The 19479-nt window shown below is 48.5% G+C and carries 18 protein-coding genes; 12 read left to right on the top strand and 6 right to left on the bottom strand.

Going from position 1 to position 19479, the window contains the following annotated elements; genetic code table 11:
• The first annotated feature begins 88 nt into the window (after window positions 1-88).
• The 6 genes from KQY15_RS13015 to KQY15_RS12990 all read left to right on the top strand — a co-directional run bounded on the left by KQY15_RS13015 (window position 89) and on the right by KQY15_RS12990 (window position 10158).
• Window positions 89-715 carry a YfgM family protein gene (locus tag KQY15_RS13015; protein WP_217669847.1) on the top strand — a complete coding sequence of 209 codons (627 nt, stop codon included), beginning with the start codon at window positions 89-91 and terminating at the stop codon, window positions 713-715.
• A gap of 12 nt (window positions 716-727) precedes the next feature.
• On the top strand, window positions 728-1903 hold the full coding sequence (gene bamB, locus KQY15_RS13010) for an outer membrane protein assembly factor BamB (RefSeq protein ID WP_217669845.1): 1176 nt from the start codon (window positions 728-730) through the stop codon (window positions 1901-1903).
• A 72-nt stretch (window positions 1904-1975) separates the two neighbouring features.
• On the top strand, window positions 1976-3460 hold the full coding sequence (der, locus tag KQY15_RS13005; RefSeq protein ID WP_217669843.1) for a ribosome biogenesis GTPase Der: 1485 nt from the start codon (window positions 1976-1978) through the stop codon (window positions 3458-3460).
• Window positions 3461-3476: 16 nt separating this feature from the next.
• A complete protein-coding gene (locus KQY15_RS13000) occupies window positions 3477-5732 on the top strand; it encodes an arginine/lysine/ornithine decarboxylase (protein ID WP_217669841.1) in 2256 nt (751 codons plus the stop codon).
• A 148-nt stretch (window positions 5733-5880) separates the two neighbouring features.
• Window positions 5881-7023 carry an efflux RND transporter periplasmic adaptor subunit gene (locus KQY15_RS12995; protein ID WP_217669839.1) on the top strand — a complete coding sequence of 381 codons (1143 nt, stop codon included), beginning with the start codon at window positions 5881-5883 and terminating at the stop codon, window positions 7021-7023.
• A gap of 3 nt (window positions 7024-7026) precedes the next feature.
• On the top strand, window positions 7027-10158 hold the full coding sequence (locus KQY15_RS12990) for an efflux RND transporter permease subunit (RefSeq protein ID WP_217669837.1): 3132 nt from the start codon (window positions 7027-7029) through the stop codon (window positions 10156-10158).
• 63 nt (window positions 10159-10221) lie between these two features.
• Here the strand turns inward: KQY15_RS12990 and KQY15_RS12985 are convergent, their stop codons facing one another.
• Complete coding sequence (locus KQY15_RS12985; RefSeq protein ID WP_217669835.1) at window positions 10222-10914, bottom strand: hypothetical protein; 693 nt, start codon at window positions 10912-10914, stop codon at window positions 10222-10224.
• Between the two features lie 247 nt (window positions 10915-11161).
• Between KQY15_RS12985 and KQY15_RS12980 the strand changes: the two genes are divergently transcribed.
• Window positions 11162-11590, top strand: a complete 429-nt coding sequence (locus tag KQY15_RS12980) for a hypothetical protein (protein ID WP_217669833.1) — start codon at window positions 11162-11164, stop codon at window positions 11588-11590.
• On the opposite strand, the gene KQY15_RS12975 is transcribed toward KQY15_RS12980, so the two are convergent.
• The 3 genes from KQY15_RS12975 to KQY15_RS12965 form a co-directional block, all read right to left on the bottom strand.
• Window positions 11587-12171 carry a gamma-glutamylcyclotransferase gene (locus KQY15_RS12975; protein WP_217669831.1) on the bottom strand — a complete coding sequence of 195 codons (585 nt, stop codon included), beginning with the start codon at window positions 12169-12171 and terminating at the stop codon, window positions 11587-11589. The genes KQY15_RS12980 and KQY15_RS12975 overlap by 4 nt on opposite strands.
• A 201-nt stretch (window positions 12172-12372) precedes the next feature.
• Entirely contained in the window at window positions 12373-12672 is a 300-nt protein-coding gene (locus KQY15_RS12970; protein ID WP_254795702.1) for a type II toxin-antitoxin system RelE/ParE family toxin, read from the bottom strand.
• An 8-nt stretch (window positions 12673-12680) separates the two neighbouring features.
• Entirely contained in the window at window positions 12681-12923 is a 243-nt protein-coding gene (locus KQY15_RS12965) for a type II toxin-antitoxin system Phd/YefM family antitoxin (protein WP_217669829.1), read from the bottom strand.
• Between the two features lie 373 nt (window positions 12924-13296).
• On the opposite strand from KQY15_RS12965, the gene KQY15_RS12960 reads away from it, so the two are divergent.
• Genes KQY15_RS12960 through KQY15_RS12950 form a run of 3 tightly spaced genes read left to right on the top strand, consistent with a single transcriptional unit; the run spans window position 13297 to window position 14364 of the window.
• Window positions 13297-13617, top strand: a complete 321-nt coding sequence (locus KQY15_RS12960; RefSeq protein WP_217669827.1) for a DUF4160 domain-containing protein — start codon at window positions 13297-13299, stop codon at window positions 13615-13617.
• On the top strand, window positions 13595-13855 hold the full coding sequence (locus tag KQY15_RS12955) for a DUF2442 domain-containing protein (protein WP_217669825.1): 261 nt from the start codon (window positions 13595-13597) through the stop codon (window positions 13853-13855). Before KQY15_RS12960 ends, KQY15_RS12955 begins: the two co-directional genes overlap by 23 nt.
• Window positions 13856-13887: 32 nt before the next feature.
• Window positions 13888-14364 (top strand): hypothetical protein, encoded by a 477-nt coding sequence (locus tag KQY15_RS12950; RefSeq protein WP_217669823.1) that lies wholly within the window; start codon window positions 13888-13890, stop codon window positions 14362-14364.
• Window positions 14365-14440: 76 nt separating this feature from the next.
• Here the strand turns inward: KQY15_RS12950 and KQY15_RS12945 are convergent, their stop codons facing one another.
• Entirely contained in the window at window positions 14441-14680 is a 240-nt protein-coding gene (locus tag KQY15_RS12945; RefSeq protein WP_217669821.1) for an addiction module protein, read from the bottom strand.
• Between the two features lie 134 nt (window positions 14681-14814).
• The gene (gene xseA / locus KQY15_RS12940; RefSeq protein ID WP_217669820.1) at window positions 14815-16152 is read right to left on the bottom strand and encodes an exodeoxyribonuclease VII large subunit; all 1338 of its coding nucleotides are present in this window, start codon (window positions 16150-16152) and stop codon (window positions 14815-14817) included.
• A gap of 153 nt (window positions 16153-16305) precedes the next feature.
• On the opposite strand from xseA, the gene guaB reads away from it, so the two are divergent.
• Window positions 16306-17775: an IMP dehydrogenase gene (guaB, locus tag KQY15_RS12935; RefSeq protein WP_097111960.1), complete on the top strand. Its 1470-nt coding sequence runs from the start codon at window positions 16306-16308 to the stop codon at window positions 17773-17775.
• Between the two features lie 56 nt (window positions 17776-17831).
• Window positions 17832-19409: a glutamine-hydrolyzing GMP synthase gene (guaA, locus tag KQY15_RS12930; RefSeq protein WP_217669818.1), complete on the top strand. Its 1578-nt coding sequence runs from the start codon at window positions 17832-17834 to the stop codon at window positions 19407-19409.
• Window positions 19410-19479: the final 70 nt, after the last annotated feature.

Raw genomic sequence — 19479 nt, 5'->3', positions numbered from 1 at the left:
AAAGTAAACAGTATTGGCATTGAAATGGCCAACCGGCCTTATTCGGCGGGTACTTACCAGATAAGCAGGATATTACGGAGTAGTAACATTGGAAATATACAGCAGCGAAGAGCAACAGGTTGAAGCCATTAAACGCTTTTGGAATAACTACGGAAAAGCAATTTTGGCAGGTGTAACCATTGGCCTGGCCGGCCTGTACGGCTGGCGTTATTTCCAGGCTGAGCAACGCGAGCAGGCTGAGCAGGTATCAGCTCAGTACAGTCAGTTGCTGGAACAACAAGCTGAAGGCAGCGACTGGTTAGCCAGTGCGCAGGGGTTTATCGATGCACAGAGTGATACCAGCTATGCAGTATTTGCAGCATTACTGGCGGCACGTGAGGCAATTGACAGCCAGCAGCTTGCAGTTGCGGCAGAGCACTTAAGCTGGGTTACGAATAACGCGAAAGAAGCGCCGGTGCAGGCTATTGCCCAGTTACGTCTGGCGCGGGTTCAACGTGAGCAGGGTAACTACGCAGACGCGCTGGCCACATTGCAAAAGCCGGTTCCGGCTAGTTTTGCAGGCCAGCAGGCTGAATTAAAAGGCGATGTTCTGCAGTTAACCGGTGAGTTAGCGAAGGCTAAAACGGCGTATCAGGAAGCGTTGGCCAGCAGTGAGCAAAGCCGGCCATTGTTACAGGTAAAACTGGATGAATTGGCTCACATTACAGCTGGTTAACAAGGGGTAGGCGTGAAATTATTTGCAAAGTTTACGGTAGCCCTGTTAGTGGCTCTGACCCTTAGTGCCTGTTCCAGTAAAGAAAAACTGGTTCTGCCTGATGTTCAAAACAGCATTAACCCTGAGAAAGTCTGGCAAAGCAAGGTTGGTAAAGGTGTTGCCCATTACGAGTCAGGTTTAACTCCTGCTATCGTCGGTGACAAAGTGTATGCTGCCAGCCGTGACGGTATAGTTGTTGCTAAAAACCTGAGCAATGGCCGGACAATCTGGAGTTTTGATTTACGCAGTGAGGGAAAATCTTCACTCCTGGCCCGTTTTAGTGGTGATACCGCCCGGATAGCCGGTGGTGTAACGTTTAACGATAATAAGTTGTACCTGGGAACAGAAGATGGCGACGTGTTTGCCCTCAATGCGGAAAATGGTCAGTTATTATGGCGGGTACCGGTAAAAGGTGAAGTTATTGCAAGTCCGGCAACTGGCGATGGTCTGGTCGTGGTAGTTACCACTGCTGGTACCGTGATTGCGCTTGACCCACAGAGCGGTGAGCAACGCTGGACTTTTGAAGATGAGCAGCCAGCATTGACTATTCGTGGTGTCAGCGAGCCGGTAATTGAAGCAGGTGGTGTCATTTACGGTAGTGGTACTGGCCGGGTTGGGGTACTGATTGCTGAGCGCGGTTATCAGGCCTGGGAAGAAGTGATTGCTACGCCGCAAGGCAGTACCGACTTATCCCGGCTGGTTGATGTTGATGCCAAACCTATTGTTGTTGCCGGCACCTTATATACCATTGCCTATAATGGCGAGTTGGTTGCTATGGAACTGCGCAGTGGCCGCCAGATCTGGAAACGTGATTATGCCAGCTTTCGCAATATGGCTATCGCCGGCAATGTACTGTACCTGGTTGACTCGACCGGTGGCATTTATGCGGTTGACCGTCGTAACGGCAGTGAGATCTGGGGTCAGCAAGGTTTACAGCGGCATTTTTTAACCGGGCCTACCGTTTATAAAGATTACCTGGTGGTAGGTGACAACAAAGGTAACCTGCACTGGCTTAACCGGGAAACCGGCGAATTTGTTGCCCGGCAGAGTTTGGACAGCTCTGGTTTTTATCGCCAGGCTGTGGCCAACGAAGACTATATATTAGTGACAAGCCGCAATGGTGAGCTAGTCTTATTACAAGTACCCTAACCGGTACTCCAGGCATATAACTGAAGGAACAGGCCTGATTGGGCCTGTTTTCTTATTTCTGAGGTTGACTGAATGTTACCTGTAGTAGCCCTGGTGGGGCGCGCCAATGTTGGCAAATCCACACTGTTTAATCGTTTAACCCGCACCCGGGATGCGCTGGTTGCAGACTTTCCTGGCTTAACCCGGGATCGCAAGTATGGCTCGGTTAATTTCGAAGGCCTGGAGTTTATTGTGGTTGATACAGGGGGTATTGACGGCAATGAGCAGGGTATTGAAGTGGAAATGGCTGAACAATCGTTAAAAGCCATTGATGAAGCCGATGTTGTCCTGTTTATGGTTGATGCCCGGGCGGGTGCAACCGTTGGCGACAGCGCCATTGCTGATCATATCCGCCGGGTTGAGAAACCGGTGTTTCTGGTTGCCAATAAAACCGATGGCCTCGACGCAGATACGGCTATCGCCGATTTCTACAGCCTGGGCGTAGGCGAGGTGTATCCAATCGCTGCAGCTCATGGCCGTGGCGTGTCATCATTACTTAACCACGCCTTATTGCCATTTCTGGCTGACAGTATCAAACAAGGCGATGCCAATGAAGCAGAGGCAGAAGCTGGCCCGGCGCTGGAAACCCTGACCGAAGAGCAGGCTGATGCAGAAGCGGCCCGCTTGCGCAGCGAGCACATAAAGCTGGCGATTGTTGGCCGGCCGAATGTTGGTAAATCTACCCTGACTAACCGTATTTTAGGGGAAGAGCGGGTAGTGGTTTTCGATATGCCTGGCACCACCCGTGACTCGGTATTTATTCCGATGCAGCGTAACGAGCGCAATTACACCTTAATTGATACAGCAGGGGTGCGGCGTCGCGGCAAGATTGATGACATGGTGGAAAAGTTCTCAGTTATTAAAACTTTGCAGGCTATTGAAGAAGCCAATGTGGTATTACTGGTGCTGGACGCGCGCCAGGGCATTTCCGATCAGGACTTAAGCATTCTGGGGTTTGCCTTAAATGCAGGTCGCTCGTTAGTTATTGCCGTTAATAAATGGGATGGCCTGAACGACAGCATTAAAGATGAAGTGAAGCGTGAACTGGACCGCCGTTTAGGTTTTATCGATTTTGCCCGCTTACATTTTATTTCGGCCCTGCATGGCTCGGGTGTGGGTAATTTGTTCGAGTCGGTAGAAGAAGCGTTCGACTCAGCCACCAAAAGGGTTAGTACCTCGCTGCTTACCCGCATTATGAAAATGGCGCAGGAAGATCACCAGCCCCCAATGGTGCACGGCCGGCGGGTAAAACTGAAGTATGCTCATGCCGGTGGATATAACCCGCCGATTATTGTTATTCATGGTAACCAGGTAAAAGATTTACCTGATTCCTACAAACGCTATTTAATGAATTACTATCGTAAAGCGCTGCAAATGATGGGCACGCCGGTGCGGGTTGAGTTCCGTGAAGGGGAGAACCCCTTTACCCCAACTAAAAAGAACACCGAAACTGCGCTGCAAAAATACAAGCGCGAGCGTTTAATGAAAGCCCGCCAGAAAGTGGCCAAAAAAGATTAACAGCAAGGACTGACTGATGAAATTTCGTTTTCCGGTAATTGTAATTGATGAAGATTTCCGTTCAGAAAATATTTCCGGCTCAGGTATTCGTGATTTAGCCCAGGCTATCGGCAGCCATGGCTTTGAAGTGGTGGGCTACACCAGTTATGTTGATTTAACAGCCTTTGCCCAACAGGCCAGTCGTGCATCGTGCTTTATTTTATCAATAGACGATGAAGAGTTTGGCAGTGGCAGCGATGCCGATGTTAATACTGCACTGACCGAGCTTCGGGCCTTTGTTAAAGAAGTGCGTAAGCGTAACGCCGATATACCAATATTTTTGTACGGTGAAACCCGCACCAGCCGCCATATTCCAAACGATGTACTGCGCGAGTTGCATGGTTTTATCCATATGTTTGAAGATACGCCCGAGTTTGTGGCCCGGCATATTATCCGTGAAGCGCAAAAATACCTGGATGCGTTGGCACCACCGTTTTTTAATGCCTTAATGGATTACGCCTCAGACGGCTCATACTCCTGGCACTGCCCGGGCCATTCAGGTGGGGTGGCTTTTTTAAAAAGCCCGGTTGGCCAGATGTTTCATCAGTTTTTTGGTGAAAACATGCTGCGGGCCGATGTCTGTAATTCGGTAGACGAGCTGGGCCAGTTGCTGGACCACACCGGGCCAGTGGCGCAAAGCGAGCAGAACGCTGCCCGTATTTTTAATGCAGACCATTTATTTTTTGTAACCAATGGTACCTCTACCTCCAATAAAATGGTCTGGCACTCTGTCGTTGCACCCGGTGACATTGTGGTGGTAGACCGTAACTGCCATAAGTCGATTCTGCATTCGATTATTATGACCGGTGCTATTCCGGTATTTTTAATGCCAACGCGTAACCATTACGGCATTATTGGCCCCATTCCAAAAGCGGAGTTTTCCCCTGAGGCCATTGCCAAAAAAATTGAGGCCAACCCGTTTGCCCGCAATGCTAAGAATAAAAAACCACGTATTTTAACCATTACCCAAAGTACCTACGACGGTATTTTGTATAACGTGGAAGAGATTAAGCAGCAGTTAGGCTCAACCATCGATACCCTGCACTTTGATGAGGCCTGGCTGCCTCACGCCAGCTTCCATGATTTTTATAAGAATATGCACGCCATCGGCAAAGATCGGCCACGCTCAGACGAAACCCTGGTATTTGCCACTCAGTCTACCCATAAGTTGCTGGCAGGCTTGTCTCAGGCGTCGCAAATTCTGGTGCAAAACGCCACTAACCGTAATTTAGATACCCACCGCTTTAACGAATCGTATTTAATGCACAGTTCAACCAGCCCGCAGTACGCCATTATCGCCAGTTGCGACGTGGCAGCTGCGATGATGGAAGCCCCGGGGGGGACCTCGCTGGTAGAGGAAAGCTTGCTGGAAGCGATTGATTTTCGTCGCGCAATGCGCAAAGTCGATGCCGAGTTTGGCGATGACGACTGGTGGTTTAAGGTCTGGGGCCCTGAGCATTTGCCGGAAGAGGGCATTGGCGAGCGCGATAACTGGGTACTGCACGCCACTGACAGCTGGCATGGGTTCGGGCCGATAGAGTCGGGCTTTAACATTCTGGATCCGATTAAAGCTACCATTATTACGCCGGGCCTGAACATGCTGGGTCAGTTTGACGAGCAGGGCATTCCGGCCACTATTGTCAGCAAGTACCTGGCTGAGCACGGTATCATTATTGAAAAAACCGGGCTGTATTCGTTCTTTATTATGTTTACCATCGGCATTACCAAAGGCCGCTGGAATTCTATGGTCACCGAGTTACAGCAGTTTAAAGACGATTATGATCAAAACCTGCCAATGTGGCGGGTTATGCCAGAGTTTGTCGCCAAGCACCCACGGTATGAGAAGGTGGGTTTGCGCGACTTATGTCAGCAAATTCACAATATTTACCGGCAGTTTGATGTGGCAAAAGTCACCACTGAAATGTATCTGTCGACCATTGAAACCGCTATGACCCCGGCCGATGCCTGGGCTAAAATGGCCCACCGTGAAATTGAGCGGGTATCTATTGATGACATCGCCGGCCGGGTAACTGCCATGCTGGTAACCCCTTACCCACCAGGCATTCCGCTAATGGTGCCGGGTGAGCGTTTTAATGCCACAATCGTTAACTATCTAAAGTTTACCCGCGCCTTTAATGGCCAGTTCCCAGGCTTTGAAACCGACGTGCATGGTTTAGTTCGGGAAACAGTGGCAGGTGAAAGTCAGTATTTTATTGATGTAGTAAAAGAATAACTTCATCCGCAAACCGGGATTGAATAGTTTTTACTATCCAATCCCGGTTTTACTGCTGTAATAGATCATATTTGCTAACAGTTTCCCGCTGTCTTTTTACCCAGCCTTTGCTATGGTGAAAGCTTACCGGCAGCGTGGGAGCAGATTAATGAAAACTTGGCAAAAGGGATTGTTTGCAGCAGGCGTATTTGGCCTGGCTATTGGAGCATTTATTGCGATACAGGCGACCGCTACCCCGCCATTGCAAAAGGATAAATCAGGATCACAGGCACCACTGGTTGTTACCCAACAGTTACAGGCCCAACCGCATCGGTTTGAGCTGCAACTGTGGGCAGAAGTAAAGCCCAAAGAAAAAACAACCTTAACGCCTGAAGTGTCAGGACGGGTTATCGCCTTGGATCCAGACTTTATTGCCGGCGGGGTGATTACTAAAGGTACGGTACTGGTACAACTGGATGATTCAGATTATCAGGTTGCCCTGCTCAGTGCTCAGGCTGCCGTAGCCAGTGCTGAATCGGTACTTTCACAGGAGCAGGCCCAGGCCCGGGTAGCAGAGCAGGAGTTGCGGCATTTATCCCGTGATCAAATTACCGCTTTGGCATTACGTCAACCTCAGCTGCTAAGCGCAGAAGCCGCGTTAAAATCTGCTAAGGCATCACTGCAGAAAGCAAAACGTGATTTAGAAAGAACCCGGATTACCGCGCCTTATGATGCCCTGGTCGTCAATCGTAATATTGGTTTGGGGCAGGTGGTAAGTACGGGCACAGCGTTGGGCGAACTCTACAGTGTGGAGCAGGCAGAGCTTTATGTTCCTGTTGCCAGTTTTGACCTGGCTTATTTACCGACAGAGCGCGCAGGTATTCCGGCGCAGTTAAGAACTGAACAGGTGAGCCGCGAAGCGAAGGTAGTGCGTGATTTGGGATTGGTGGACAGCCAGACCCGAATGAGCCATCTGGTGGTGCAACTTGACGACCCCTATGCCGTGCGCAGCCAGCAACCGGTTATCCGGTTCGGTCAATATGTGGAGGTGCGTCTGGCCGGGCGGGTTGAAGAAAAGCTTTACACCATTCCGCAAGACGCATTATCTGATGGCAAAGTCTGGCTGTTACAACCGGATATGACGATGGCCCGGCAACAGGTTGACGTTGTAAGGCAAAGCGGTAAATTTGCTTATGTAAAATCGGGTTTAACTGATGGTCAGCAGCTTATCTTAACGGTACCCAATTTCCCACAGCCGGGTATGGTGGTGCGCACTGCACCAAGCGACAGCGAGCTGGTAAAAACGGAGTAAATCATGCCTTATAATCCTGATAAAGGCATTATTGCCTGGTTTGCCCGTAACAGTGTCGCGGCTAATTTGCTGATGGTGTTTATTGTTGTGATGGGGCTGGTTACCTATGCCACCATGCAACGGCAAATGTTTCCATCTGTAGAAGTTAATTATATTCATGTCAATGCCACTTTTCGTGGCGCTGCACCTCAGGAAATTGAAGAAGGTATCCTGATTAAAGTTGAAGAAGCCCTGACTGATATCGAGGGTATTAAGCGTTATCGCAGTAATGCCTGGCGTGGTGGTGGCCGGGTGAGTATTGAGCTGGTACCGGGCACCGATATTTCGTCCCGCCTGGATCAGGTAAAACTGAAAATGGATGCCATCAGTACCTTTCCCAGCGCGATGGAGCCTTTAACGATTTATCAGGTAGAGTGGCGCCAGGATGCGGTTAACCTGGTGCTGACCGGCACTGAAGATCAGCTGGCGTTGAAAGCGATGGGGCGGCAAATAAAGAACGAGTTGTTGCAACTGGACAATATCAGTTTCGTTGATTTTGATGCAATGCCGGCCTGGGAAATTGGTATTGAGATTGAACCTTCAACCCTTGAGCGTTACAACATCAGTTTGCAGGATATCAGCCGGGCGATAGCCCAGCATTCTGACAATGTATCTGCCGGCATGATCCGCTCTGACGCCGGTATGATCACAATTCGCTCTGAACAGCGTGCCTATCGGGCGGATGAGTTTGCTGTGTTGCCGATTATATCGGGGCCGCAGGGCGAACAAATCCGGCTGGGGGATATTGCTAATATCTATGACGGTTTTGAAGAGCGTATTAACTATATGCGTTACGACGGTAAACCGGCAGCATTTATGGCAGTGAAAGCCTCAGCAACGCAGTCGTTGCCTGATGTTGCTGCCAGCGTGCAACAATATGTGGAGTTTAAAAATAAGCAGTTACAAGGGGATTATCAGCTGCACAGCCTGGTGGATATGACGTACTACCTGAACGGTCGCCTCAATATGATGTGGAGTAATTTGCTGCAAGGCGCGGTGCTGGTATTTTTAATGCTGATGCTGTTTTTACGCTTCAAAGTCGCCTTCTGGGTGATGCTCGGTTTACCCATTGCCTTTCTGGGGGCTATCTGGCTGATGCCTTTCGCTGGCGTTACCATCAATATTATCAGTTTATTTGCGTTTATTATGGTGCTGGGTATTGTCGTTGACGACGCTATCGTTATCGGCGAAAGCGCTTATCATGAAACGGAGCTGCATGGGCATAGCGTTGACAATATTATCCGCGGCGCGCAGCGGGTAGCCACCCCGGCAACCTTTGGTGTATTAACCACTATGGCAGTATTCGCACCCTTTATGTTGGGCAACAGTATAGAGGCTAATGAATTCAAAGTTATTTCTATTGTAGTGGTGTGTTGTCTGTTTTTCAGCCTGATTGAATCAAAACTGATATTACCAGCCCATTTAGCCCATACTAAATTAAAACCGGTGCCGGAAAATGGCTGGCGTATGCGGTTTAACAAGGGCTTTCAGGGCTTTATTGAAAGACGCTATCAACCGTTTTTGCAAACTTGCATGGCCCATCGTTACGCCACGTTGGGAGTGTTTTTTGGCATCCTGCTCAGTGGCTTTGGCTTAATTTCTGCCAATCATATCCGAACGGTAATGACCCCGCCGGTACCGCATGATTATCCGGAAATTCGTTTTGAAATGCATCAGAATGCGTCAGAGCAGCAAAGCCTGGCGATTTTGCAGCAGCTTGAGCAACTTGTTTATCAACAAGAAGCGTTGGTGCTAGAGCAAACCGGCGAGCCGATGATCAAACATGTGATGGCCTGGCTGAATAATCAGACCAGTGGCACCGTGCTAGTTACCCTGGTTGATGAAGAAGAAAGGCCAATTAAAGCGTTTGAGCTCGGACGCCGCTGGCGCGAAAGCTTACCTGAACTGGCCGGGGTACGAACGATTCAGGTCAGAGACGATTTATTCAGTGGCGGCGAGCAACGGGAACTGGGTTATCGCTTGTTTGGTACCGATATTGATCAGCTGAATGCGGCCGGCCATGCGTTAATCAGCGAATTGAGCAATATACCCGGTGTGTATGACTTAGGCTCCAGTATCGATTCAGGCAGCAAAGAGTTAAATCTTGAGTTAAAGCCGCTGGCCCATCAGCTGGGTTTAACGCCTACCTGGCTGGCGCAGCAGGTGGGTTACAGTTTTTATGGTATCGAAGCACAGCGAATGATCCGCGATGGTGATGAAGTGCGGGTAATGGTGCGCTATCCGAAAGAGGATAGGCAGCAGGTGGCATCGCTTAAGCACACCCGCCTGAAACTGCCAAGCGGTGACTTTGTGATGCTCGGTGACGTGGCTGATATTACCGAGTCACCCGGAATTTCGCGGATTAACCGCGAGGCAGGTTTCAGAAATGTGCGGATTGAAGCCAGTGTGGATCAACAACAGGTAACTACGTCTGAGGTGGTGAAGCTGGTAAGAACCGATATTATGCCGGATTTACTGGAGCGATTTCCCGGGGTTAAATCGGAACTGGGTGGCCAGATAGAAGAACAGCAAAAACAACGCAACCAAATGTTGTTATATATGGTAGCCGGCTTGCTGTTAGTTTATATCCTGTTAGCGATTCCGCTGAAAAGCTATAGTCAGCCGGTGATCATTATGTCAGTGATCCCATTCGGTATGACAGGGGCATTATGGGCACACTTCTTCCTTGGCTTTGACCTGTCGCTGTTCTCTTTCTTCGGCATGATTGCCGCAGCCGGGGTAGTGATTAACGACAGTTTAGTATTTACCGACTATGTTAATCAGGCCCGCGACCGAGGTTTATCATTAAGAGAAAGTATTATCTCTGCCGGCAGTATGCGCTTTCGGGCTATCTTGTTAACGTCATTAACCACGTTCTTTGGCCTGGTGCCAATAATGTTTGAAACCAGCCTGCAAGCACAGTTTGTTATTCCTATGGCAATATCACTGAGTTTTGCGGTGTTGTTTGCCACTTTAATTACTTTGATTCTGGTACCTTGCTTCTATCTGATCCTGGAAGATCTTAAAAACCTGTTCCGGCGTCGCAAGCAAAAAGTTTCATTAAAACAGCCTTCAGAAGCAAGCGATGTAGGGTAATACCCCAGCTCAGGCTTTGTGGTCCGGTGACTGCAAAGCCTGAACTGTCCCGTAGGTAGCGAGCTATTGCCGAACCGAGGCAAACTGGGCTGAATTACTAAATATTACCCTTGCTTCCAGGTTGCCTGAATTGTCTTTACCGTTGCTGATAAAAGAATGGGCATTAATCTCTGCGGTAAAGTCGCTAATACTCTTTACAACATTTTGCAGGCTGGCTGAGTCTGTCACGGTAAAGGTTGCGGCACAAATCTCATCAGAACATGCAATATCATGATTAATTAAGCCGTCGACAGTCGCATATAACTGAATAAGTGCGCTTTGATGTTCCGCTTGCTTATTTAATGCGTCATTATTCTGATTTCGCTCTATTAACTGAAGCAGTTGCGCAAAGTTATTGCTGATCAGGGCTTTTGATAAAGTATCGCCATTTAACTCTGTGTCACTAACAACAAAAACGTTACGAATATCTACGTCACTTCTAAGCGTACACTCAGATGATGAATTCTGTTCTTCACAAAGACCTGTCGCTTGCTCAGTAATGGTTGTGTTTGCCGTTTGGCGACCTGGCGTAGGCTGAACTGCAGTTGTTTGAGGCGTTGTAGCGGGGCTGGTTAATCTATCTGCTGAGCTTAGTGGTGTATCTGACTCAAGTTGTGTAGTTGGGAGCCGATCTTCTGATGAAGAGAATCCACCCAGACTAAAAAAGCCGATAGTAGCAACGCCTGCGACTATCAGTAATACCGGCCAATATTTCATAATATGTCCCTAAAAAGTTAGTTACACTGACAATATCAGATAGAAACATTTATGTGAATGCTTAGTTGCCTCAAACTCAGCCACATATAGAGCTGGTTAAGATATAGACAGATGGCAATGCGTGTTATACATTTAGGTAAATTTTGTCAAATTTGGGTTTGGTAGTTGTGTCGTTACCAGGTCAGCAAATGTGATAGACCGCTGAACCTGCTTGCCGGAATTTGTGTGTTTACTAATGGAGCTAGTGATGAAAGCATTTTTTGCCTTACTGTTTCTTACAATACAGTTCTACTCGGCAGCTGACGAATTTATTTACGACTCTTCAATAAGCCCAAAAGTTAACCGCATCTACTGGCAACCTGGTCAAACCCAGAGTGCTATTGCTTATGCCAGGTTTGAGCAGTTTTACCGGTTACGTGATTTTATCGATCTGACGCTGCTGACCGCATCCAGAATGCCAGCAGAAGGCATTGATCTTACTCAAGCGGACAAACTGTATTTAATGGTCGCAAGAGGAGAGCCATTGTTAGAGGTTTATCTTAACAGTACCCAGTTGGTGTTTAATGGCTATATCTATCAGGTAGACCCAGAACTGCTAAAAGACTTTACCCGGCATAATCAGCGCAGGATTAACCGCGGTGATCTGGTGCCAAACACAGTGTTTTTACCGGGTTAGGAGCCTTTGGTTAGAGCGACCTGATTAAGCAATTCCCGCTCTATGGCAAACACATGTTCATCATGTTCATTCATATCCCGCAGGGCCTGCGCCAGTTTTAGCAAGTATTCACTATTAGGGCCACTTGGCCCCTGGCTTTGAGCAATATGGGCCGCGATAGCCTCGTCACTATCCGGGCCCAGATACGCCTCATTATCAGCGCTGGCTAAATACACCAAGCCTTCCGTCTCGCCGGGTTCGTCCAGCCAATGCAGCTGGGTAAATACCCGCAGGTAGCCGTTTTTCTCGCGATGATCCAGATGCTCAAAGGTATCCGGCGTTACCTGATAGGCCATCCCAGCACAACGCTTGCCCGGTGCTTCTATCAGCGTTAATACCCGCCCCGGTGCCTCTGGCGTGCCGCGATGGTCATGCGAGCCCTGCCAGAAGCGGCGCTGCCAGCCATAAATACAGGCGGGTTTACGCTGGAGATAAGGAAAGTCGGCTTTATAAATTAACGAGCCATAACCAAATAGCCAGACAGACTCAAGGTGATCCAGTGGCTGACGTTGTTTATTCAGGTCAATGGTGTTGTGTGACATAACTCTCCACTTAGCCATAGTCCGCTTCAAAAGGGTTTTGGGTATTGCTCAGCATGGTAGCAATATTCTGGATGTTAATGCAGGATAAATGTATTTTGGCACTGTACTGACATTACCCCTGCAAAAAAATAATCGAAATGCTCAATCTATCGGTTGGTTTAAAAAGCATTTGAAATTTTTTGGTCATTTTCATGCGAAGTTCTATTTCAGATGATTTTGTGGCAGTTGTGGTTGGCCTAACACGGCAACGATCAGGATAAAGTCGCGTTCTTTAGTGAAGTACGCTATGTGTTTGCCAACAGGAAAATAGAAGCCGTTAAGGTAGATGTCGTCACAACTCCGGCCTAATCCGGGGTTATCGGCTAACATTTGCAAGCCCGCGAGCAGACTTGTTTTGTATTTTTGCCACTGCGTTTCAGAAAAGTTTTCGATGGTATAGTTTTTAATATTAAGCAAATGGGCTTGCGCTAAGTTACTCAGCTGATAACGTTTATTCTGCATAGCAGTTACTAGAGCGCTTTAAGAAAGGTTTCGCCATCAACTGTATTTCCTTGGGCTAAGTCTTCTTTCGCAGTGTTAAAACAGTGTTTAAGGTACTCAGCTTTCATCACCTCAAGTGCTTCGTAGTCGTGGATAGACATAACGACAACAGCATCTTTGCTGTTTTTGCTGATCTTAATTGGTGCACGCTGAGCGTTCAGTAGTAACTCACCGAAGTTTCGTTTGGCATCATTGGCGGTTAATGTCTGCATGATTAGGCTCCATATTTGGCAATAGATGCAAAGTATAGCCAATAATGCTAAACGGGCAAAGTAATTAAATCGTGCGATTTGTGCCAATACTAAACGGACATATATTTTATTGGCCGTTAGGTCCCTGTAAGCTTTTTCACTTCGGCATCAAAACCACCCTCTGCCAGTTTAATTGCTACCTTATCCCCGGCTTTTAGCTGGATGCTGGTTTAAAGCGCATCTATAGATCTTAGGTCCGGTATCGGAAAGCGAGATTGAGAATTTATCCTGCAACTTTTTAAGTTCAATTCGGGTTTTGTGAATTAATTGTTTATTTTAAGTGTGAATCTAGGTAGTCATACGATTGACCAGCAAAACAAACAAGGACTGTAATATGCCAAAAATCTACGAGTATCTGGGAATCATACTTTTCTTTTACAGCAACGAACACGAGCCAATTCACATTCACGGCAAGTTTCAGGGGGCGGAGTCAAAAGCTGAAATTCATATGTTAAATGGCCGTATCCACAGAATTGTGATTAAAGACAAAGGCGCTGGCCTGGAAAACAAAAAACGCAAAGAATTTGAGGAGTTTGTGCATGCTTATGCTGACGACATAGTAAATAAATGGGTAGACTATTTCGTTAAGAAAAAGCACATTAGTCCGCAACTTATTACGCAAAAGGTGAAAAATGTCCGCACTATCGGTAGTTAATGTTAAGCATATAACAGGACATATTCTGGACATCACGTTTAGCGATGGCTACAACGCTGTTGTCGACTTTGCTCCCTTTATATTCTCTGTCGGCCATCCGGATTATGAGCAGTATAAAAAGCTGGATAACTTTCTAGCTTACAAGTTAGATGATGGCAACCTGAACTGGGATGACTACACCATGATTTTTCCGGTTGAAGATCTATACCACAATCGCCTTATCAAACGCCCGGCATAACGGGCGCTATAGAATTGAGGTTTTTTAACGTGATGAAGTTATCAATCACGTTGCTCTTGTTTATTGCATGCAGTGCTAATGCAACCACCTACAACTACCTGGGCTGCAACTGGTTTATTCCGACAAGCTACACCCAGATTGCAGATAATAACTACCGGAGAACTACTGGCCTGGAGGACATTAATGTTCCGTTTAGTTCGGTGCTTTTTTCAGAGGCTGAGTCCGACCACGAGTTGCAAAATTATATTGAGATGAATCAGTTGCAGGATACCGAGGTGGTGGTAGTTGCCCATCCTGGGCATGGCAAGCAGAGCTATAGAACTTACTATTACAAACGTCACAACAGGCTGGGTTTTACCATCACTACCAATAGATTTGAAATTACCCAGGAGGGGTTAGCTGTTTCGATGTTTTCAGTACCCGACGCTGAGGGTTTGCATATCACCAGTGCTTGTGTACCACCAACGGTAATGGAGCAACATTACGAGGTGCTGGCAAAGCTTGAATAGGGTATTGAGTCGTTTTTAAGCTCAGATCATGGCTTAAAGGTGCTGGTGCCAAAGACGTATTGAACCGAGCTTGTTATTAAAGAGATAAAAAGGGTGCCTGTATCTTTTTCTGAAATTCCTTACGGTCTAAAAGTTTGGCCTGCCCAGAGTCGATTTGGTTAATTCTACAAACAATCTCCCGGTTCCAAGCCTCTTCTGCAGCTTCGTCTACAGGAGCGTCAAGGCTTTGTATAAGCTCATATGCCAACTCGGCACGCTCTGGCCCAGAAAGCGTCAAGAGTTCACAGCGGAGCCTTGCGAGTGTGGCAGTAGACATGTTGCCTCCGTGGGTGATGTGATACATGAATTGTAGTCTCATACACTACGCCTAACAAGGCATGGATGCTGCTAGGAATATCGGCATATCACTCTGTAAATCAACTGTTGCCAAAATCCGTCTAGTGGTTAGGCCTAACCCCCAGAAACCTCACTCACCACCGCACTAAAGCTCCCCTCTGCCAGCTGCGTTGTCACGCTATCACCGGCTTTTAAATCCTTAGTGCTGGTCAGCACCTGCTGTTCGGCGTTAAAGCTGATGCTATATCCGCGCGCTAATGTGGCCAGTGGGCTTACGGTGTTTAGCTGGTTACTTAAGCGGCCGAGGGTTTGTTGCTGCTGCTTTAGTTGTTGGCTGATGCCGCGCTGCAGCCGTTGTTGTAACTGTTGCAATTGTTCGTGCTGCTGCTTAATGGCTTTAGCCGGTGATAAATGCTGCAGGCTTTGCTGTAAATACTGCTGCTGGCGTTTGGCATTAGCAAGCTGCTGGGTAATGGTGCGGTTTAAGCGCAGTTGCAGCTCGTCTAAGCGTTGTTGCTGTTGTTGTAAGCGCCGTTTCGGGTGCAGCGCTAGCAGGCGTTGTTCCAGTTGCTTCAGGTCTGGCTTTAAATGGTTAAGCTTGCTGCGCTGCGCTTGCACCAGAGCGCTGTGCAGCCGGCGCAGCCGCTCGAGTAAATGGCTTTGATCGGGCGATACCAGCTCTGCTGCGGCCGAGGGGGTAGGGGCGCGCACATCGGCGACAAAGTCGGTTAGCGCGAAATCAATTTCATGGCCGACGGCACTGACAATCGGAATTGGACAGGCAGCTACGGCGCGGGCCAGTTGCTCGTCGTTAAAGCACCATAAATCTTCCAGTGAACCGCCGCCGCGGCCAATAATCAATACATCCACTTCATTACGCCGAATGGCAGTGCTAAGCATTTGTTTAAGCTGGCCGGCAGCTTGCTCACCCTGCACTAAGCAGGGGTAAATAATCACTTCAATACCCGGTGCGCGGCGTTGCAATACGCTGACTATATCGCGAATGGCGGCACCGGTTGGTGAGGTAATAACGCCTACCCGGTTAATGTGCGCAGGCAGCGGCTGTTTGCGCGCTTCATCAAACAGGCCCTCGGCCTGCAAGCGATTTTTTAACTGCTCGTATTGCTGTTTTAACAGGCCATCGCCGGCCGGTTCAATCATTTCAGCGAGCAGCTGATACTCGCCGCGTGGCTCGTATACGCTAATGCGGGCCCGGATTAGTATCTGCTGGCCATTTTGCGGTTTTACCGTGGCATTGCGGTTAGCCTGTTTAAACATCGCTACTTTTACCTGCGCCGCCTGATCTTTTAATGAAAAATACCAGTGGCCCGATGCCGCCTGCACAAAATTAGACACTTCGCCCACCAGCCATAAGCGCTGAAACTGCAGCTCCAGAATAAGCCTGACTTCGCTGTTTAAACGGGAAACGGTATAAATATCGGGGTTTTGCATTTGTGGCCCAGGGTTAGCTGTTCTGAGGCTAGTTTACGCCAAGGCCTGCTGTTAACACAAAAAGAAAAAACTGATTGTTCTGTCGCCATAAATCCTTTAAAATTGCGCCGCAACATTCCCTATCTTTTCATCCTTCACAGCGAGATTGTTGCAATGCTCAGGATCAAGAAAGAAGCCCTTACCTTTGACGACGTGTTATTGGTTCCGGCGCACTCTACCGTACTACCCCATACTGCAGATTTACGCACTCAACTGACCAAAAGCATCACGCTGAATATTCCTATGGTATCGGCCTCTATGGATACGGTAACCGAAGCCCGCTTAGCAATAGCGCTGGCGCAGGAAGGTGGTCTGGGTTTTATTCACAAGAATATGACTATTGAAGAGCAGGCCGCAAATGTCCGTAAGGTGAAAAAGTACGAAAGCGGTGTGGTCTCTGACCCGGTTACCGCCTCAGCTGATATGACAGTGCGTGAAGTGCAGGCTTTAGCGCAGCAGCATGGTTTTTCCGGCTTTCCGGTACTCGACAAAGAGCAGAACCTGGTCGGTATAGTTACCGGCCGCGATATGAGCTTTGAAGCCGATTTACAGGCCAGCGTGCAGGCGGTAATGACCCCACGTGAGCGGCTGGTTACTGTCAACGAAAACGCCCCGCGCGAACAAGCCTTTAAGTTAATGCACCAGCATCGGATTGAAAAAGTGCTGGTTGTCGATGACAACTACAAACTAAAGGGCCTTATTACGGTGCGCGATTATTATAAAGCCGCCAGTAAACCCAATGCCTGTAAAGATGAATTAGGTCGCCTGCGGGTTGGTGCTGCAGTAGGCGTAGGCCCGGGCACTGACGAGCGGATTGCCGCTTTGGTTGAAGCCGGTGTCGATATTCTGTTAATTGATACCTCACATGGCCACTCACAAGGGGTTATTGAGCGGGTAAAACAAACCCGTGCTCAGTACCCGGATTTACAAATTGTCGCCGGTAATGTTGCCACCGCTGAAGGTGCTAAAGCCTTAGCTGAAGCCGGTGCCAATGCCGTGAAAGTAGGCATAGGTCCAGGCTCGATTTGTACCACCCGGATTGTTACCGGTTGTGGTGTACCGCAAATTACCGCTATTTCCGATGCAGTAGAAGGCATAAAGGGCACTGATGTTTGTATTATTGCTGATGGCGGTATCCGTTTCTCCGGTGATGTTGCCAAAGCCTTAGTGGCCGGCGCGCACTGCGTGATGGTCGGCTCGATGTTTGCCGGTACTGAAGAAGCGCCGGGTGAAGTCGAGCTGTATCAGGGGCGTTACTATAAGTCGTACCGGGGCATGGGCTCACTGGGCGCAATGGCGCAGCGTAATGGTTCATCAGATCGGTATTTTCAGGGCAGCAATAATGCCGAAAAACTGGTACCGGAAGGCATTGAAGGCCGCGTAGCTTACAAAGGCCCGATTGAAAACATTATTCACCAGCAAATGGGTGGCCTGCGCTCTGCTATGGGTTTAACCGGTAGCCCGGATATGCTGACCCTGCGTACCAAGCCTGAGTTTGTTAAGGTTACCGCTGCCGGTATGGGCGAGTCGCACGTGCATGATGTGCAAATCACCAAGGAAGCGCCTAACTACCGGTTAGGCTGACAACATTCGGTTTTTGCGGCGGGCCTGGCCCGCCGCCTTATTTTTCAAAGGTTGTTATGAGCAAGAACATTCACCACCATCGTATTTTAATTCTGGATTTTGGTTCGCAGTACACTCAGCTTATCGCCCGTCGCGTGCGGGAAATAGGCGTGTATTGTGAATTGTGGGCCTGGGATGTCAGCGACGAGCAAATTCGTGAGTTTAACCCTACTGGCATAATATTATCGGGCGGTCCGGAAAGTGTTACCGAAGCGGGTTCGCCGCGAGCGCCGGAGTATGTGTTTAATGCTGGTGTGCCGGTGCTGGGCATTTGCTACGGTATGCAAACCATGGCCGAGCAATTAGGTGGTAAGGTGCAGGGTTCTGACTTACGTGAGTTCGGTTACGCTCAGGTGGAAGTGATAGCGGCCAACGACTTTTTTGCCAAAATTGAAGACCATATCGGTGGCAACGGCAATGCCCTGCTGGATGTCTGGATGAGCCACGGTGATAAAGTAATCAGCATACCGCCTGGCTTTGTAACCTGTGCTCAGACTACAACTTGTCCGCATGCTGGCATGGTTGATGAAGCGCGCCAGTTCTATGGTGTGCAATTTCACCCTGAAGTTACTCACACCCGCCAGGGCCTGCGAATGCTGGAGCATTTCGTGGTGAACATTTGCGGCTGTGACAAACTATGGACACCGGCCACTATTATTGAAGATGCCGTAGCCCGCTTAAAGCAGCAAATTGGTGATGACAGAGTCATTCTGGGCTTGTCCGGCGGCGTCGACAGTTCAGTGACCGCGATGTTGCTGCATCGGGCTATTGGCACAAATCTGACCTGTGTCTTTGTCGACAACGGCTTATTGCGGTTAAACGAAGGCAAGCAGGTAATGGATATGTTTGGTGACCACTTTGGCCTGAACATTATTAAAATTGACGCCGAACAGCGGTTCCTTGATGCCTTAGCCGGTGAAAACGATCCTGAGGCCAAGCGTAAAATTATCGGCCGGGTGTTTGTTGAGGTATTCGACGAAGAGTCGCAAAAGCTGGAAAATGCTAAGTGGCTGGCTCAGGGCACCATTTACCCTGACGTGATTGAATCGGCTGGCTCGGCTACCGGCAAAGCCCATGTGATTAAATCGCATCATAACGTTGGTGGTTTGCCGGCGCATATGAAACTGGGCTTAGTGGAGCCACTGCGTGAACTGTTTAAAGATGAGGTACGCAAAGTAGGTCTGGAACTAGGCTTACCTTATGACATGCTGTACCGTCATCCGTTCCCGGGACCAGGTTTGGGTGTGCGGGTACTGGGTGAAATAAAGAAAGAATACTGCGATTTACTGCGCCGTGCTGATGCTATCTTTATTGAAGAGCTGCATAAAGCCGATTTATACAATAAGGTCAGCCAGGCTTTTGCAGTATTTCTACCGGTAAAATCGGTTGGGGTAATGGGTGATGCCCGTAAATACGACTGGGTTATTTCACTTCGGGCAGTAGAAACCATCGACTTTATGACTGCGCACTGGGCGCATTTGCCGTATGACATGCTGGGTAAGGTATCGAACCGGATCATCAATGAAATAAATGGCATCTCCCGCGTGGTATATGACATATCTGGAAAACCACCGGCGACAATAGAGTGGGAGTAATTTAGTTAACTTTAATGTTAATTAATTTTTAAAAGGCGCCTTGGCGCCTTTTTTGTTTATCGTGGTATGC

Source organism: Arsukibacterium indicum, from assembly GCF_019100565.1.
In the GTDB taxonomy this organism is placed as follows: Bacteria; Pseudomonadota; Gammaproteobacteria; order Enterobacterales; family Alteromonadaceae; genus Alishewanella; species Alishewanella indicum.
The sequence above is the reverse complement of the archived record's forward strand: the minus strand, read 5'-3'. Positions and strand labels throughout refer to the sequence as shown.

Bases quoted from the DNA above. Each gene is read 5' to 3' on its own strand.
- der (WP_217669843.1), top strand. From the start codon at position 1,976: ATGTTACCTGTAGTAGCCCTGGTGGGGCGCGCCAATGTTGGCAAATCC.
- KQY15_RS13000 (WP_217669841.1), top strand. From the start codon at position 3,477: ATGAAATTTCGTTTTCCGGTAATTGTAATTGATGAAGATTTCCGTTCA.
- KQY15_RS12995 (WP_217669839.1), top strand. From the start codon at position 5,881: ATGAAAACTTGGCAAAAGGGATTGTTTGCAGCAGGCGTATTTGGCCTG.
- KQY15_RS12990 (WP_217669837.1), top strand. From the start codon at position 7,027: ATGCCTTATAATCCTGATAAAGGCATTATTGCCTGGTTTGCCCGTAAC.
- KQY15_RS12985 (WP_217669835.1), bottom strand. From the start codon at position 10,914: ATGAAATATTGGCCGGTATTACTGATAGTCGCAGGCGTTGCTACTATC.
- KQY15_RS12980 (WP_217669833.1), top strand. From the start codon at position 11,162: ATGAAAGCATTTTTTGCCTTACTGTTTCTTACAATACAGTTCTACTCG.
- KQY15_RS12975 (WP_217669831.1), bottom strand. From the start codon at position 12,171: ATGTCACACAACACCATTGACCTGAATAAACAACGTCAGCCACTGGAT.
- KQY15_RS12970 (WP_254795702.1), bottom strand. From the start codon at position 12,672: ATGCAGAATAAACGTTATCAGCTGAGTAACTTAGCGCAAGCCCATTTG.
- KQY15_RS12965 (WP_217669829.1), bottom strand. From the start codon at position 12,923: ATGCAGACATTAACCGCCAATGATGCCAAACGAAACTTCGGTGAGTTA.
- KQY15_RS12960 (WP_217669827.1), top strand. From the start codon at position 13,297: ATGCCAAAAATCTACGAGTATCTGGGAATCATACTTTTCTTTTACAGC.
- KQY15_RS12955 (WP_217669825.1), top strand. From the start codon at position 13,595: ATGTCCGCACTATCGGTAGTTAATGTTAAGCATATAACAGGACATATT.
- KQY15_RS12950 (WP_217669823.1), top strand. From the start codon at position 13,888: ATGAAGTTATCAATCACGTTGCTCTTGTTTATTGCATGCAGTGCTAAT.
- KQY15_RS12945 (WP_217669821.1), bottom strand. From the start codon at position 14,680: ATGTCTACTGCCACACTCGCAAGGCTCCGCTGTGAACTCTTGACGCTT.
- xseA (WP_217669820.1), bottom strand. From the start codon at position 16,152: ATGCAAAACCCCGATATTTATACCGTTTCCCGTTTAAACAGCGAAGTC.
- guaB (WP_097111960.1), top strand. From the start codon at position 16,306: ATGCTCAGGATCAAGAAAGAAGCCCTTACCTTTGACGACGTGTTATTG.
- guaA (WP_217669818.1), top strand. From the start codon at position 17,832: ATGAGCAAGAACATTCACCACCATCGTATTTTAATTCTGGATTTTGGT.